Source organism: Mesobacillus subterraneus (assembly GCF_000934845.1).
In the GTDB taxonomy this organism is placed as follows: Bacteria; Bacillota; Bacilli; order Bacillales; family Cytobacillaceae; genus Mesobacillus; species Mesobacillus stamsii.
On sequence record NZ_JXIQ01000102.1, the window covers coordinates 1 to 13,797 of the forward strand.

14 protein-coding genes are annotated in these 13,797 nt (G+C 43.5%); 1 reads left to right on the forward strand and 13 read right to left on the reverse strand.

Annotated elements, in window-relative coordinates; translation table 11 throughout:
* The first annotated feature begins 107 nt into the window (after nucleotides 1-107).
* Nucleotides 108-830: an RNA polymerase sporulation sigma factor SigK gene (gene sigK / locus UB32_RS13135; RefSeq protein ID WP_044394414.1), complete on the forward strand. Its 723-nt coding sequence runs from the start codon at nucleotides 108-110 to the stop codon at nucleotides 828-830.
* 310 nt (nucleotides 831-1,140) lie between these two features.
* On the opposite strand, the gene UB32_RS13140 is transcribed toward sigK, so the two are convergent.
* The 13 genes from UB32_RS13140 to alaS all read right to left on the reverse strand — a co-directional run bounded on the left by UB32_RS13140 (nucleotide 1,141) and on the right by alaS (nucleotide 13,653).
* Nucleotides 1,141-1,395: a YrhC family protein gene (locus tag UB32_RS13140; RefSeq protein WP_241768507.1), complete on the reverse strand. Its 255-nt coding sequence runs from the start codon at nucleotides 1,393-1,395 to the stop codon at nucleotides 1,141-1,143.
* Between the two features lie 139 nt (nucleotides 1,396-1,534).
* Nucleotides 1,535-2,206: a YrrS family protein gene (locus UB32_RS13145; RefSeq protein ID WP_052807032.1), complete on the reverse strand. Its 672-nt coding sequence runs from the start codon at nucleotides 2,204-2,206 to the stop codon at nucleotides 1,535-1,537.
* Between the two features lie 84 nt (nucleotides 2,207-2,290).
* The gene (locus tag UB32_RS13150; protein ID WP_044394416.1) at nucleotides 2,291-4,072 is read right to left on the reverse strand and encodes a peptidoglycan D,D-transpeptidase FtsI family protein; all 1,782 of its coding nucleotides are present in this window, start codon (nucleotides 4,070-4,072) and stop codon (nucleotides 2,291-2,293) included.
* Nucleotides 4,073-4,129: 57 nt separating this feature from the next.
* Nucleotides 4,130-4,606 (reverse strand): transcription elongation factor GreA, encoded by a 477-nt coding sequence (greA, locus tag UB32_RS13155; protein ID WP_044394417.1) that lies wholly within the window; start codon nucleotides 4,604-4,606, stop codon nucleotides 4,130-4,132.
* A gap of 200 nt (nucleotides 4,607-4,806) precedes the next feature.
* Nucleotides 4,807-5,442, reverse strand: coding sequence for a uridine kinase (gene udk / locus UB32_RS13160; protein ID WP_044394418.1), 636 nt, complete (start codon nucleotides 5,440-5,442; stop codon nucleotides 4,807-4,809).
* Nucleotides 5,443-5,445: 3 nt separating this feature from the next.
* Nucleotides 5,446-6,714, reverse strand: coding sequence for a peptidase U32 family protein (locus UB32_RS13165; RefSeq protein ID WP_044394419.1), 1,269 nt, complete (start codon nucleotides 6,712-6,714; stop codon nucleotides 5,446-5,448).
* Between the two features lie 28 nt (nucleotides 6,715-6,742).
* Nucleotides 6,743-7,672, reverse strand: coding sequence for a peptidase U32 family protein (locus tag UB32_RS13170; protein ID WP_044394420.1), 930 nt, complete (start codon nucleotides 7,670-7,672; stop codon nucleotides 6,743-6,745).
* A gap of 5 nt (nucleotides 7,673-7,677) precedes the next feature.
* Nucleotides 7,678-8,316 (reverse strand): O-methyltransferase, encoded by a 639-nt coding sequence (locus UB32_RS13175; RefSeq protein WP_044394421.1) that lies wholly within the window; start codon nucleotides 8,314-8,316, stop codon nucleotides 7,678-7,680.
* A gap of 274 nt (nucleotides 8,317-8,590) precedes the next feature.
* The gene (gene mltG, locus UB32_RS13180) at nucleotides 8,591-9,742 is read right to left on the reverse strand and encodes an endolytic transglycosylase MltG (RefSeq protein ID WP_044394422.1); all 1,152 of its coding nucleotides are present in this window, start codon (nucleotides 9,740-9,742) and stop codon (nucleotides 8,591-8,593) included.
* A 206-nt stretch (nucleotides 9,743-9,948) separates the two neighbouring features.
* Complete coding sequence (locus tag UB32_RS13185; protein WP_044394423.1) at nucleotides 9,949-10,236, reverse strand: DUF1292 domain-containing protein; 288 nt, start codon at nucleotides 10,234-10,236, stop codon at nucleotides 9,949-9,951.
* Nucleotides 10,237-10,251: 15 nt separating this feature from the next.
* The gene (ruvX, locus tag UB32_RS13190) at nucleotides 10,252-10,668 is read right to left on the reverse strand and encodes a Holliday junction resolvase RuvX (protein ID WP_044394424.1); all 417 of its coding nucleotides are present in this window, start codon (nucleotides 10,666-10,668) and stop codon (nucleotides 10,252-10,254) included.
* 1 nt (nucleotide 10,669) lies between these two features.
* Nucleotides 10,670-10,939, reverse strand: a complete 270-nt coding sequence (locus UB32_RS13195) for an IreB family regulatory phosphoprotein (protein WP_044394425.1) — start codon at nucleotides 10,937-10,939, stop codon at nucleotides 10,670-10,672.
* A gap of 80 nt (nucleotides 10,940-11,019) precedes the next feature.
* Nucleotides 11,020-13,653, reverse strand: a complete 2,634-nt coding sequence (gene alaS / locus UB32_RS13200; protein WP_044394426.1) for an alanine--tRNA ligase — start codon at nucleotides 13,651-13,653, stop codon at nucleotides 11,020-11,022.
* Nucleotides 13,654-13,797 lie beyond the last annotated feature (144 nt).

Genomic DNA, 13,797 nt, shown 5'->3' on the forward strand with positions numbered 1-13,797 from the left:
CTTCTGTCGGAAAACGATAAAAATATCCAGCAGGACAGACACAATTAACCTCCTTCAGACATAGGAATTGATTATAGGCTAAAGCCTGAATAAGCGGGGGTGGAAACATGTCTGGCATACTGACAGCACTTGGGTATCTCCTAAAAGAAGTCATCCTTCTTGTTTCTTATGTTAAAAACAATGCATTTCCTCAACCGTTGTCTGCTGCTGAGGAGCGAAAGTACTTAAGATTGATGGCGGATGGCGACACTCACGCAAGAAATATGTTAATTGAACACAATCTGAGACTTGTCGCCCATATCGTCAAGAAATTTGAAAACACCGGTGAGGATTCTGAGGATTTGATTTCAATTGGAACTATTGGACTGATCAAGGCCATTGAAAGTTATTCAGAAGCAAAGGGCACCAAGCTAGCCACCTATGCGGCGCGATGTATAGAAAACGAGATTCTCATGCATTTGAGAGCATTGAAGAAGACAAAAAAGGATGTTTCATTACATGACCCGATTGGACAGGACAAGGAGGGCAACGAAATCTCGCTCATCGACGTCCTGAAATCTGAATCGGAAGATGTTATTGACACCATCCAGCTCAATATGGAGCTTGAAAAAGTGAAGGAGTATATTGATGTCCTCGATGAACGTGAAAAAGAGGTTATTATTGGCCGTTTCGGCCTTGATTTAAAGAAGGAGAAAACCCAGCGGGAAATCGCCAAAGAACTCGGCATCTCAAGAAGCTATGTATCAAGAATTGAAAAACGGGCATTGATGAAAATGTTCCATGAGTTTTATCGCGCTGAAAAGGAAAAGAAAAAGAATAAAGGGCAGTGAAGATAATAGAAAAGTCCGTCATGTTGGCGATGGACAGAAAATGAAAAGGCATCAATCACATGTGATTGATGCCTTTTTTCTGTTATTCTACGCTTACTTCTGCAGCAATGATCAACCCAACAGCGCCACATATTACCAAACCCATTACGATTAAGAACATGCCCAACACCCCTTATCATACACCATTGTTACAGCAAATTTATCATATAAATACGCTGTTAAAAGGAATAGGATGTGAACATTCTGTTAACGATGGATCGCTTTTTTACTGTGATAAGCAATTCCGCAAAGACATCGAATTTAGATGCGATTACTTTTTCATTAGTAAATCCTGACCTTCCTCTGTTTCAGTTAGCTGATTGCGATATTTTTTTGCAACAGCAAAGCATAGGATCGAGCCAGTAAGGAATGCGATGGATGCACCAGTTGCTATATATATATCTGTCATTACTGTCGTTTCTGACGGAATGATCGTCCCAATATAAAAGAAAACTCCCACTGCAAGCAGAGTGGTTGCAAACTGCTTGTAATCTATCATTTTTTCATAGAGTTGTTTTGCCTTCATTATCATCACCTGTATTTAATAGACTTATCCACATCCCTACTTTAACATGTTTTAAACACGTATTTCCCATGTAAATTTTGGTATATGACCAGGTGAACCAAACTGAATGGTTTATGCCTATTTTCAGCAGGTGAAAAGTTTATCGTTTATCATTTTGAATCAATTCTTCTACCTTGACCGGTTTCCAGCCTTCGCCATCTACCCATTGAATCCATACTCTAAAAGTCTGGTCGCTGCCTTTTTCAGAAATCGTTCCGACTGCTGTATTAGGCGCACCTCCATTTTCATTCCACCATAAAGTCATATTGTTTTTATCGATTCCAGTTGCATAGGAGTATGCAAGAATCATTTCCTGCCAATCCACCGTACTTTCGTCGAACGCAGGGGTGTGATCTCCAGTTTGCGTTGTGCCAACTGGCTTCCACCCTGGATTTTCAATCGTTTGCTTTACATTAGCATCACTTCCGCCCTCCGTTACGACTGGATCTGCCTGCTCCTCTGAAGAAGCTGTCTTTGCTTTTTCAGAATTGGATCCTTCTGCACTTGTTTCGGAGCTTTTATCCTCTTTGGCAGTTGCATTATTTTTACTTGCTTGTTTCTCTGGAGAGGCTGAAGCCTGATCCTTTTTTGCTGTCACATTGTTTTGGTCGACCGCGCCTTTCTCATTGCTGAAAAAAATATTATAGGAAACAATGCCAATTAACAATATCACAATAACAATCAAGCTATTTAAAATCAGGTTCGTTTTTCTGCGCTTTGCCCTTTGCCGTGAGCGCATTCCCTCATTTAGGCTGTCATAATCATTCTTCAAGATCTTTCCCTCCCTTTTAAGGTTGTCAACATTCTACCATGACTCAGAGCAAACTTGAAGGATTTTCTATTCATTTAGCTTGTTTCACTCGGTTTTAGGCCCTTCAGCGGATGTCCCGTGGTCGAATTGATAGACCTCCTTAACTATATCCGCGAAAAGAGGATTCACTCCTCCTTCATCCGCGAATACATCTAAATTGACAGTCACAAGTGCATACTTTGGATTTTCAAATGGAAAATAACCCGCGAACCATTTATTATGCAATTGCTTAGTGTTTTCATATCTGCCTGTTTCAGCTGTTCCAGATTTCCCTGCAACTTTATACGGCAAGTCCTGAAACCATCTGCCAGTTCCCTCTTCGTTTACAATGACCTCTCGTAGTAACTTTTGGACTTTCATGGCAGTATAAGGAGAAATCTGCTCCCCTGGCAGTTCCTTTTTCGGGAACTCAGTCATTTTCGTGCCATTTTGATATTGGATGGACAGAACGGCCCTGACCATCTCCTTTCCCCCCCCTCTGGCGATTGTCGCCATCATGTTGGCGACAGCGAGCGGGGAAACTCTTACTTCGTGCTGGCCAATTCCTGACAGTGCAGCAAAATTCATATCCTTCCTTGCTTCATTCGACAAGAACACTCTTCCTGTCTCCTCATCCTGAAGCTGTTTGAAACCCTCTAGATGAAAAATATTCCCTGTCCATCCTGTTCCTCCTGTAATGGACAGCATTTCCGCATACCTTTCCAGTATATGATCATCCTGCTTCTGTAATTCTTGGGCTAATTCGCCAAAAGTACGGTTGCAGCTGACTGCGAAGCTATCTTGGAAAGAAAGGTTTCCATGTTGATATTTCGTATCTGTTTCCCCATTGATGGTCTTGCTGCAATCAAACGTCCTGGATGGGTCATCAAGTCCATTATCAATCGCAGCCGTAGCCACCACCGTTTTGAACACGGACCCTGGAATATGTTGTTTCACCATCATATTTTCCACCCCTTCATCCGTATAGGGTTTTGATGGATTGATGACGGGTCTTGAAACCATTGCTAAAATGCTGTTTGTCTCAATATCTAACAGGACGGCTCCGCCTTTTTTGATTTTGTATTGATCCACTTTTTCCTCAAGGATGATTTGCAAATCTTTATCGATCGATGTCTGCACATTAATTGGATAGAATGGATTGGCCGGTTCACTGTATTTCACATTAATTCCGAATAATGGCGCTCCTTCGCCATCGACATGGTATACAAGCTTTGAATTCCCTTCCGCAACGAGGAACTCATCGAAGCCTTTTTCCAGACCTGAGAGCCCGATCAACGTCCTAGGCATAAATTCCTTCTTGCCGTATCTTGCTTTTAGGGCAGCTTCATTTTCGCCTATGATTCCAACAAGCTGCGCAGCCGGCACTTTTTCCATTGGATATTTACGTTCAACCGCGAATACACCAGGAATCCCCATTTCATTAATGATCTCCATTTGCTTCCTTGTCAGGATCACAGGATCTGGATCTCCAAAAGCAAATGGTTCATCCGACTCCTCCACTTCTGTTTTCAAAGCGTATTCAGAGACACCAATCACTTCTGCCACCCTATCCGCTTCCCAGTCCATTTTCTTTAAAAACGGAAACAAGACGAGCACGGACGCAAGCTCATAGGACAAAGATTCCCCATTACGATCCACGAAATTTCCTCTTCCGTTGTCCACTACCATTTCCTGAGACCTTTGCTTCACGCTTGCTTCGATTAAATTAATATGATGTTTAGAAAATGATTCTGTATCAATTAGCTGCAGCTGCGCCAGCCGAAAAATCAATAGGCCAAAGACTGCGAGACAGATGGAAATCCAGGCAGTCATTCTTTTTTTATGCATAAAAAACACCTCATCAAAAGTGTTGACGAGGTGTTGGAGTTTCAAACCTATAGGTTGTTACTTAATAGAAGTGATACGGACGTTCATTTCGCCGCCAGGAGTTTGCACAGTTACCTCGTCCCCGACTTTTTTGCCCATCAGGCTCTTCGCAATTGGTGAGTCATTTGAAATTTTGCCCTCAAATGGATCCGCTTCGGCACTTCCAACGACGGTATAAGATTCTTCATCGCCATCAGGAAGCTCGACAAAAGTGACCGTGCGGCCAAGACTGACAGCATCTGTACTCAGTTCATCTTCCTTGATGATTTTTGCATTGCGAATCATATTTTCAAGCGTCGTGATCCGCCCTTCTACAAAAGCTTGTTCCTCTTTTGCAGAATCATATTCAGAGTTCTCTGAAAGATCACCGAAGCTGCGAGCAATCTTGATTCTCTCCACTACTTCTTTTCGTTTAACGGTTTTTAATTGTTCCAATTCATGTTCAAGCTTTTCTTTTCCTGCCTGTGTCATCGGAAAAACTTTTTCTATTGCCAAAATACTTCACTCCTTCTAGTCTTCACAAATCCCCAAATAGATTGTGTACTATTATCTTATGTATCCTTAAAAATATACAGAAGCGCCGCCTTACCAGGGCGCGCGATGGAAAAAGGGCCATTTCTGGCCATTTATCTCTTTGGACAAAAGGAAGCACTCTTTGCAAGTACTTCCATGTCTATATTATCTATGCTATTGTGTCACAAAAATGATTTTTGTTCAAGAATTGTTTGAATTTTTGTTACCATGAGGTCAATTGCGACATGATTGTGACCGCCTTCGGGAATAACCACATCCGCATAACGCTTGGTCGGTTCAATGAACTGGTTATGCATTGGTCTTACCACATTTACGTACTGTTCTATAACTGAATCCATTGAGCGTCCGCGCTCTTTTATGTCACGCAGCAGTCTGCGGATGATCCGCAGATCGGCATCCGTGTCTACATAGAGCTTGATGTCCATCAAATCGCGTAATCTCTCGTCCTCGAGAATCAAAATGCCTTCCAAAATGATAACATCCTTTGGTTCCACATAGATGACTTCGTTTGAGCGAGTGTGGATGGAATAATCGTAAACTGGCTTCTCGACCGGCTCGTGCTGAAGCAGCTTTTGAATATGTTTTATTAAAAGGTCATTGTCAAATGCCAAAGGATGGTCGTAATTTGTCTTTAAACGCTGCTCCATCGGCAGGTGGCTTTGATCCTTATAATAATAATCCTGTTCAATCATTAGGATGGATTGACTCTTAAAGCTATCATAAATCGCCTTGGTCACGCTTGTCTTGCCTGAGCCTGAGCCGCCGGCTACACCAATCACAACAGGTTTGCGGTACATTTCCTACTTCTCCTTCCGCATCATGTTATTTGGGTAGACAGGCTTGTCCATCTTGAATTTGACGATTTGCAGCGGATGGCGGGCCACATCGAGTTCATTTCCAGCTTCATCCCAAATCTTATCGATCACATGGGTGAAGTTCTCGATTTCTGGTCCAAAAAATTCAACCTCATCCCCAGGTTTGAAGTAGTTCCTTTGCTGAAGTGTCACCATTTGTTCCTCAGCATCGTAATCAAGCACAAGGCCGGCAAAATCGAAGGTTGTCTTTTTGCTATGGTTTCCAAACATTTGCTCCTTATACCCTGGGACCCCCTCGAAAAAGGCAGATGCTGTCTCGCGGTTGGCACATTTGTCCAATTCCTCGAGCCATTCCTGCTTGATCACAAAGTTTTCAGGATCATCACAATAAGCATCGATCACTTTTCGGTAAACGCTGACAACCGTTGCAATATAGTGAATAGACTTCATGCGGCCTTCGATCTTTAGACTGTCAATTCCTAGCTCAATCAAACGTGGGATCGACTCAATTAGTTTTAAGTCCTTTGGGCTCATCGCAAAAGGTGCATCGCCCTCAGCAAACAAAGGGTTTTCCTCTGTTCCTTCAAGTGTGTACAAATCATAGTCCCAGCGGCAGGACTGACAGCAGCCGCCACGGTTTGAATCCCGGGCTGTCATGTGATTGCTCAAGGTACAGCGTCCAGAATAGGCAATGCACATGGCACCATGGATGAAGGTTTCGATTTCGATATCCACCTTTTGCTTCATTTCCTCGATTTCCACTGCACTTGTTTCCCGTGCAAGCACAACACGCTCCAGTCCTTCTTCCTTCCAGAACTGGATAGCCTTCCAGTTGGAAAGGGATTGCTGTGTACTCAAGTGGACTTCGATTTCCGGAGCTACCTTGCGGCAAGTTTCTATGATCAAAGGATCGGCTACGATGATGCCGTTGACACCAGCACCCTTCAAGCCTAATAGATAGTCTTCGAGACCATCGATGTTATCGTTATGTGCAAAGATATTAGTGGTAACATAAATTTTCGCGCCATATTTTTTGGCGAACTCGACGCCTTCCTTCATTTCCTCAAAGGTGAAATTATCCGCATTCGAACGCAAACCATATTCTTGCCCGCCAATAAAAACGGCATCTGCACCGTAGTGGACGGCAATCTTAAGTTTTTCAAGATTTCCGGCTGGAGCAAGCAGTTCTGGTTTTTTCACGATGATCCGTTTCCCATCGACAATTTGCGAAATTTTGTCTGCTATTGCTGCCATTTTAGCAACCTCCTTCTCATTCTTGCTGTTAATAAACCGTTTCCTTGAAAAAGAATCCTGTATCGAGCGGGCGATTTAGCGGCTGTAGTGCTTCTGCCGCTTTTAGCAAGCTGTCCTTTTCTTCGTCGTATTGCTCCGGTTTTTCCACTGCTAAATCAATGGCTTTTCGGTATAGCCTTGTAACTTCCAAAATATAGTCAGGGCTCTTCAAAATCCCATCCACTTTAAGAGAATCAACCCCAGATTCCACTAGCTCAGTCAACTCATCAATAATGCAAATATCATTTGGGCTCATGATGTGCGTCCCATTTTCATCCTCGAAAATCGGATACTTATTTTCACGCTCTTTATCATGGAGAAACATATTGCTTTCCTGTCTGCGATTTTCTACTGCCAAAGCCTTTCCTTGATATTCAAAGTAATGGCCAAGGAGCGGACGCTTCGACTGGAACATGTTCATCATACCGTGAACCTGGACCTCAATTTCCACCTCAGCATTTTCCTTGATTTCAACGATCGCATCCATGTTGATTTCTCTCGCAAGGACAGCACGCTTGGCACCCTTCCTTCCCCAATAATTGCAAGTATACCAGTTCGTTCCTGTAGTTTCCGTGCTCCAATGAAGCTTCATTTCCGGAGCATTTTCCTTTGCTGCCATTAAAACAGCAGGATCGCCAAACGTGACTCCATCTGCTTTCACATCGGTAAGGAAGGTAAGGTATTCACCAAGCAAGTCCACTTTTTCATTATGGAATAATGCGTTCATAGCTACATACACTTTCTTCCCTTTTGAGTGCGCCAATTCAATCGCTCGTTTTACGTCCTCACGGTTGAACTCACCAGCAAGACGCAATCCGAATTTTTGTTCTCCAATCAGGTACGCATCTGCCCCGGCTTCCGCCAATGGAATAATGTTATTAACACTTGTTGGCGTCACCAATAATTCGGGTTTCTTCATTCCGTTCACCTCATCTTACTAACCGCCACCCCATCACCAATAGGAAGGATGATCGTATCATATTCCTCATTAGCAACAAGCCAGCGATTGAATTCGTCTATTTTTTTTGCCAGGCTACGGGCTCTTTTGCTTGCCGATTCATGGTTATATACAAGACCTTTAAACAGGATGTTGTCCGTAATGATTATTCCCCCAGGCTTCAAATACCTGGAGTAACGTTCAAAAAAGCGCTTATACTGGCCTTTGGCTGCATCAATAAAAATTGCGTCAAATGGAGCATGGACGGCAGCTTCCGCTTCAAGCTCAAGCGCATCCCCTTTCATAAGGGTGATTTGCTCCTGCATGCCGGCCCGTTTCATATACTCGGCAGCAAGTTGACAGCGGTCTTCATCGCGTTCCATTGTGATGATATGAGACTTAGGCAGCGCGGATGCCATTCTCATTGCAGAGTAGCCAATGGCTGTTCCGATTTCCAAGATTGATTCTGGCTGCTGAATTCTTAGAAGCTGGAGCATCGTTTCGATACCAGCGGGTTCCATAATCGGAACACCGTGAAGCTTCGCATACTCTTCCATGTCGAAAAAAACGCCATCCCTAGGCTGTATGAAAGAATCTATATAATTTTGCAGCTCTTCGTTCAGCAAGCTGCCTTACCTCCATTCAGATGGCTAAAAAAAAGCCGGAGTAAAATTTCGCATGACTGTCGAGGCATGAAAAAAATAGCGTTCACAAATTAACAGAGAAAAACAGTCAGGTCCATTAACTTAAAAGCTTCACTCCGTCATCTGTGATGCACGCTATCGAATAGTAACTGGATCGGACGCCAGACAGTAACATGGTCTAGTAAAAAACACTTGAATAATTTTACCACAAAAAGAAGGGAAGTGCGAATCATTCTGCATTTCCCAAATAAGGATGTCACTTTTTATTGGTAATATGTTCGTTCACTTTTCGATTATGCTCGTCCAGTGTCTTTGAGAAGAGCACCTCTCCAGTGGACGTCGCAATGAAATAAAGATCGTCTGTTTCAGCTGGTACAAGAGCAGCTTGAATGGACATGACGCCTGGATTGGCGATAGGACCGGGTGGCAGTCCCTGAATTTTATAGGTATTATAAGGGTCATCTATTTCAAGATCCTGGAAATAGACGCGATCTTTATGTTCCCCATGTGCATACAAGACGGTCGGGTCTGTCTGCAGCATCATCCCCTTTGCTAGGCGATTATAAAAGACACTGGCGATCTTATCGCGATCGGCTTGTTCGGTTGCTTCCTCTTCAATGAGTGATGCCATTGTCATTAATTCATGAACAGACATATTTTTTTCTTCCATTTGTCCTCCGAATTCAGCTAATACTTCCTTCGTTTTTGTCAGCATGACCGTAACAATTTCCTCGACTGTCGGTTTTTCAGAGGAAAACGGATAGGTAGCCGGGAACAGATACCCTTCTAACGGGTACTTGACATTTTCCTTGAGAATTTCATCACTAAGGACATCAGGATATTTCTCTATTAAGGTTTTGACGAATGCTCGATCATTCAGCTGTTGGAAAATCGCTTCCTCATCCTGTTGAGTTTTTTCAGCAATGATCCCAGCGATTTGCTTTAACTGCTTTCCTTCTGGGATTGTGATCTTCATGACCACTTCCTCCATAACTTTCCCTGTTTTCAAACTTGTAATGATTTCAGGCAGCGTCATCGACGGGTTCATTTTATAATCACCAGCCATAAAGCCTGCTTCATTTTTGAACTTTACATAATACTTGAAAACCCGGGCATCCCTTATGATCCCTTTTTCCTCAAGTATTTGCCCAATACCTGTTGTAGACGAACCAATAGGAATCGTGACCTCAATAGTGTTCTTGCTGTTTTCTTCAACAGGCTTCAATGCTTCGGTAATGTAGTAATACCCACCGCCGCCGATTGCTACGATGAGCAAGAAAGCCACGAGAGCAGTAATGAAAACTATTTTCCTCACTATTTTCGCCTCATTCTGCTGTTCTATCAGCTTTTCGGTAATCCACTTTTTTTTATTTTTTTTCGGATCCTGGATATTCTTTTCGTCAGACATATGTTCCCCCTCCAGATAACAAAACTTACTTCCTGGATACTCTCTATTGTCACATCTCGAACTATTATACTATATTTTATATTGCTATTTGCAAATAATTACGAAAAAAGCCGTTTCTTGTAGAATTTCAGGACGAAATTTGCCCGAATTTATCGGCAAATAGAAAAGGACCAGGCAGTTATTCGCCTGGTCCAGATTTTCGAATCCTATTCTTCGTCTTGCTCTGCGAGGAAGGTTTCAAGCATTTCTTCAATCATGTCCCACTCTTCATCCGTTTCGATCGGCATAAGTTCGCCATCATCATTATCTTCTGTTGGCATGAACGCAGAAGCATGAATTTCGATTTCTTCCTCATCGTTATCCTCTGCACCAATTGGATAATAAAGCACATATGATTTTCCGAACTCCTCGGAATCAAAAGTAAAAAGAACTTCACATAATTGTTCGTTGCCGTTTTCGTCTACTACTGTAATATTGTTTTCTCCATGATCCATTGTAGTCACCTCAATTTAATTTTGGCTGTTCAAATAGCCTTGTAAAATCATAACAGCAGCCATCTTATCGATGACCTTCTTTCGTTTTTTGCGGCTTACGTCCGCCTCGATCAAAACTCTCTCGGCTGCCACTGTCGTCAGACGCTCGTCCCATAAAATCGTTTGAACGCCAAATCTATCTTCCAGTTCACGGGCATAAAACTGACTTGCTTTCCCGCGCGGACCAATCGTCCCGTTCATATTCTTCGGAAATCCAACCACTACTTTGCTGACTTCATTGTCTTTTATTATTTTACCAATTTCATTGAAACCAAATACATTTTCTTCTTCGTTTATTTTCAATGTTTCAAGTCCTTGAGCTGTCCAGCCGAATTCATCGCTCATGGCTATGCCGACCGTTTTCGAGCCAACATCGAGTCCCAAAATCCTCAATTTATTTCCCCTCTCGATGATTCCTTAAGTAGGATTTAACCAGTTCCTCGATAATTTCATCTCGCTCCAGCTTGCGGATGATGTTTCGGGCATCCCGATGGCGAGGAATATAGGCCGGGTCGCCTGAGAGCAAATATCCGACAATCTGGTTGATCGGGTTATATCCCTTTTCCTGCAGCGCTTCATATACCTGCAGCAGGACTTCGTTGACATCATGCTCAAAAGGCTCTTCGGGAAAATTAAATCTCATCGTTTTATCAAACGAGCTCATCGAATGCACCTCACTTTCAGGAAATGGCAGGTAAAATTTTTCTTCATGATATCTTCATTCTACACTACTTTCCTTTTATATCAAATTGATTTTACCCATTTTTCGGCATATTGAAGCGCATTGTCGAGTTTTGAAGGGTCTTTACCGCCAGCCTGGGCCATATCCGGCCGGCCGCCTCCCCCACCGCCGCAAATTGCCGCTGCTTCCTTGATCAGTTTTCCAGCCTGATAGCCTTTTTTAATCAAATCATCCGTTACAGCAGCAATCAAGTTCACTTTGCTGCCATCAGTCATTCCAAGCAAAATGATTGCTGAACCAAGCTTTTGCTTTAGGTCATCAGCAATATTTCGCAGGCTGTTCATGTCAGAAGCCTGTACGCGTGCAGCAAGCAATTGGATCCCGTTGATTTCTTTTACCTGAGAGGCAAGGCTTCCTGCTTCAATAGTACCCAATTTGGCTGCAAGAGATTCATTTTCACGCTGCAGCTGCTTGATTTCAGCTAGTAAGGCATCCATACGGTTCGATACTTCCTTCGGTGCAGTCTTCAACTTGCCTGCAGCATCCTTCAGAACGCTGAGTTGATCGTTAAGTACTTTGTATGCAGACTCTCCCGTTACGGCTTCAATCCTTCTTGTCCCAGCTCCGATGCCACTCTCGGAAACAATTTTAAACAAACCGATGACAGAGGTATTCGGAACATGGCAACCGCCACATAACTCAAGACTATAATCGCCGACTTTTACGACACGGACGATTTCACCGTATTTTTCACCGAACAACGCCATTGCACCCATTGCTTTTGCTTCCGCAATCGGCTGAAAGCTTGTGTTCACTTCGATGTTTTTCCAAATTTTCTCATTGACGATTGTTTCTACTTTTTCCAGCTCTTCAGCAGTAACCTGCCCAAAATGAGAGAAATCGAAACGCAATCTATCAGGTTCGACTAGTGAACCTGCTTGATTTACATGATCTCCCAGCACATCCTTCAACGCCTGGTGGAGCAAGTGTGTTGCAGTATGGTTCTTGATGATTCTCGCACGGTTTTCCTGATCAACGATTGCTGTTACTTCAAGCCCCTTCGTTACTGTCCCTTCTTCTACAACAGCATGATGAAGATTTTGTCCGTTTGGAGCTTTCTTTACATCCTTTACGGAAATCCTCATTCCACTTGCTTCTACAGTCCCTTTGTCAGCGATTTGTCCGCCGCTTTCTGCATAGAAAGGTGTAATGTCCAGGATAAAATGAATTTCATCGCCGGCCTGAGCTTGTTCTGAGAGCTGACCATCCCTTATAATTGCCACGATTTTGCTGTTGGTTTGTAATTGATCATATCCGACAAACTCACTGCTCTCTTTCATATCGCCAAGCACGCCGCCTTGGACTTGCATGGAACCGATCTCGTGGCGAGCTGTACGGGCTCTTTTGCGCTGCAGCTCCATTTCTCTTGCGAAGCCTTCATGGTCGATCTTTAGCCCTTCTTCCGCAGCATACTCTTCCGTCAGCTCGACTGGGAAGCCGTATGTGTCATAAAGTCTGAAGACATCCTCCCCCTGAATTTTGCCGCTGCCTTTTTGCTTTTCATTCTTGATCAACTCAGAAAGGATCCCGAGGCCTTCCGTTAATGTTTCATGAAAACGTTCTTCCTCATGTTTGATCACCTTTTGGATAAAGTCGGTTTTTTCGTTTACCTCTGGATAAAAATCTTCCATGATTTCACCCACTACCGGCACCAGCTCAAACATAAATGGTCGATTGATAGTTAGCTTTTTAGCGTAACGAACAGCGCGGCGCAATAAACGACGCAGTACATAGCCGCGGCCTTCATTGGAAGGAAGGGCACCGTCACCGACAGCGAATGCTACTGTACGGATGTGGTCTGCAATAACTTTGAAAGCCTCATCTTTCTCCCTAGATTGTCCGAATTTTTCACCGGAAATTTCTTCGGTCGCTTTAATAATTGGCAAGAACAAATCTGTTTCAAAGTTTGTCGGAACATCCTGGACCACAGATGCCATGCGTTCAAGGCCCATACCGGTATCAATGTTTTTCTTTGGAAGCGGTGTATACGTGCCATCCGGATTATGGTTGAATTCTGAGAACACAAGATTCCAGACTTCAAGGTAGCGATCATTTTCACCGCCTGGGTACAGCTCAGGGTCTAGAGGGTCGTCTCCGTATTCAGGCCCTCTGTCATAGAAAATCTCTGTGTTTGGACCGCTCGGACCTTCGCCAATATCCCAGAAGTTCCCCTCCAAACGGATGATCCGTTCTTCGGGCATACCGACTTTCTCCTTCCAGATGAGATAGGCTTCATCATCTTCCGGATGAACGGTCACCGATAATTTCTCAGGGTCAAAACCGATCCATTTTTCACTTGTAAGAAATTCCCATGCAAATTCAATTGCTTCATCTTTGAAATAGTCACCGATCGAAAAATTGCCGAGCATTTCAAAGAAGGTATGGTGGCGCGCTGTTTTGCCGACATTTTCAATATCATTTGTCCGAATCGATTTCTGTGCATTCGTGATTCTTGGGTTTTCTGGCACAACTCGTCCATCAAAATACTTTTTCAAAGTCGCTACCCCGCTGTTGATCCACAGAAGAGACGGATCTTCGTGCGGAACAAGCGATGCACTCGGCTCGATGGCATGGTCATGCTCCTTAAAATATTCGAGAAACATTCTTCTAATTTCTGCACCAGTTAATTTTTTCATCAAACTAACCTCCTAAATCATTGTTTGGACAACAAAAAAGCGCAAGTGCCTGGTCAGCCCCGACAAGCGCTGTCCGCCTAGGACGCCACGTCCTGTGGCTGACGGGTCTAGCACATCCTGTGCCTCAGAGGTCCGCCCAATGAA

Bases quoted from the DNA above. Each gene is read 5' to 3' on its own strand.
- UB32_RS13165 (WP_044394419.1), bottom strand. From the start codon at position 6,714: ATGGCAGCAATAGCAGACAAAATTTCGCAAATTGTCGATGGGAAACGG.
- UB32_RS13150 (WP_044394416.1), bottom strand. From the start codon at position 4,072: ATGCATAAAAAAAGAATGACTGCCTGGATTTCCATCTGTCTCGCAGTC.
- UB32_RS13140 (WP_241768507.1), bottom strand. From the start codon at position 1,395: ATGAAGGCAAAACAACTCTATGAAAAAATGATAGATTACAAGCAGTTT.
- udk (WP_044394418.1), bottom strand. From the start codon at position 5,442: ATGTACCGCAAACCTGTTGTGATTGGTGTAGCCGGCGGCTCAGGCTCA.
- sigK (WP_044394414.1), top strand. From the start codon at position 108: ATGTCTGGCATACTGACAGCACTTGGGTATCTCCTAAAAGAAGTCATC.
- UB32_RS13170 (WP_044394420.1), bottom strand. From the start codon at position 7,672: ATGAAGAAACCCGAATTATTGGTGACGCCAACAAGTGTTAATAACATT.
- UB32_RS13195 (WP_044394425.1), bottom strand. From the start codon at position 10,939: ATGAGCTCGTTTGATAAAACGATGAGATTTAATTTTCCCGAAGAGCCT.
- UB32_RS13185 (WP_044394423.1), bottom strand. From the start codon at position 10,236: ATGGATCATGGAGAAAACAATATTACAGTAGTAGACGAAAACGGCAAC.
- mltG (WP_044394422.1), bottom strand. From the start codon at position 9,742: ATGTCTGACGAAAAGAATATCCAGGATCCGAAAAAAAATAAAAAAAAG.
- alaS (WP_044394426.1), bottom strand. From the start codon at position 13,653: ATGAAAAAATTAACTGGTGCAGAAATTAGAAGAATGTTTCTCGAATAT.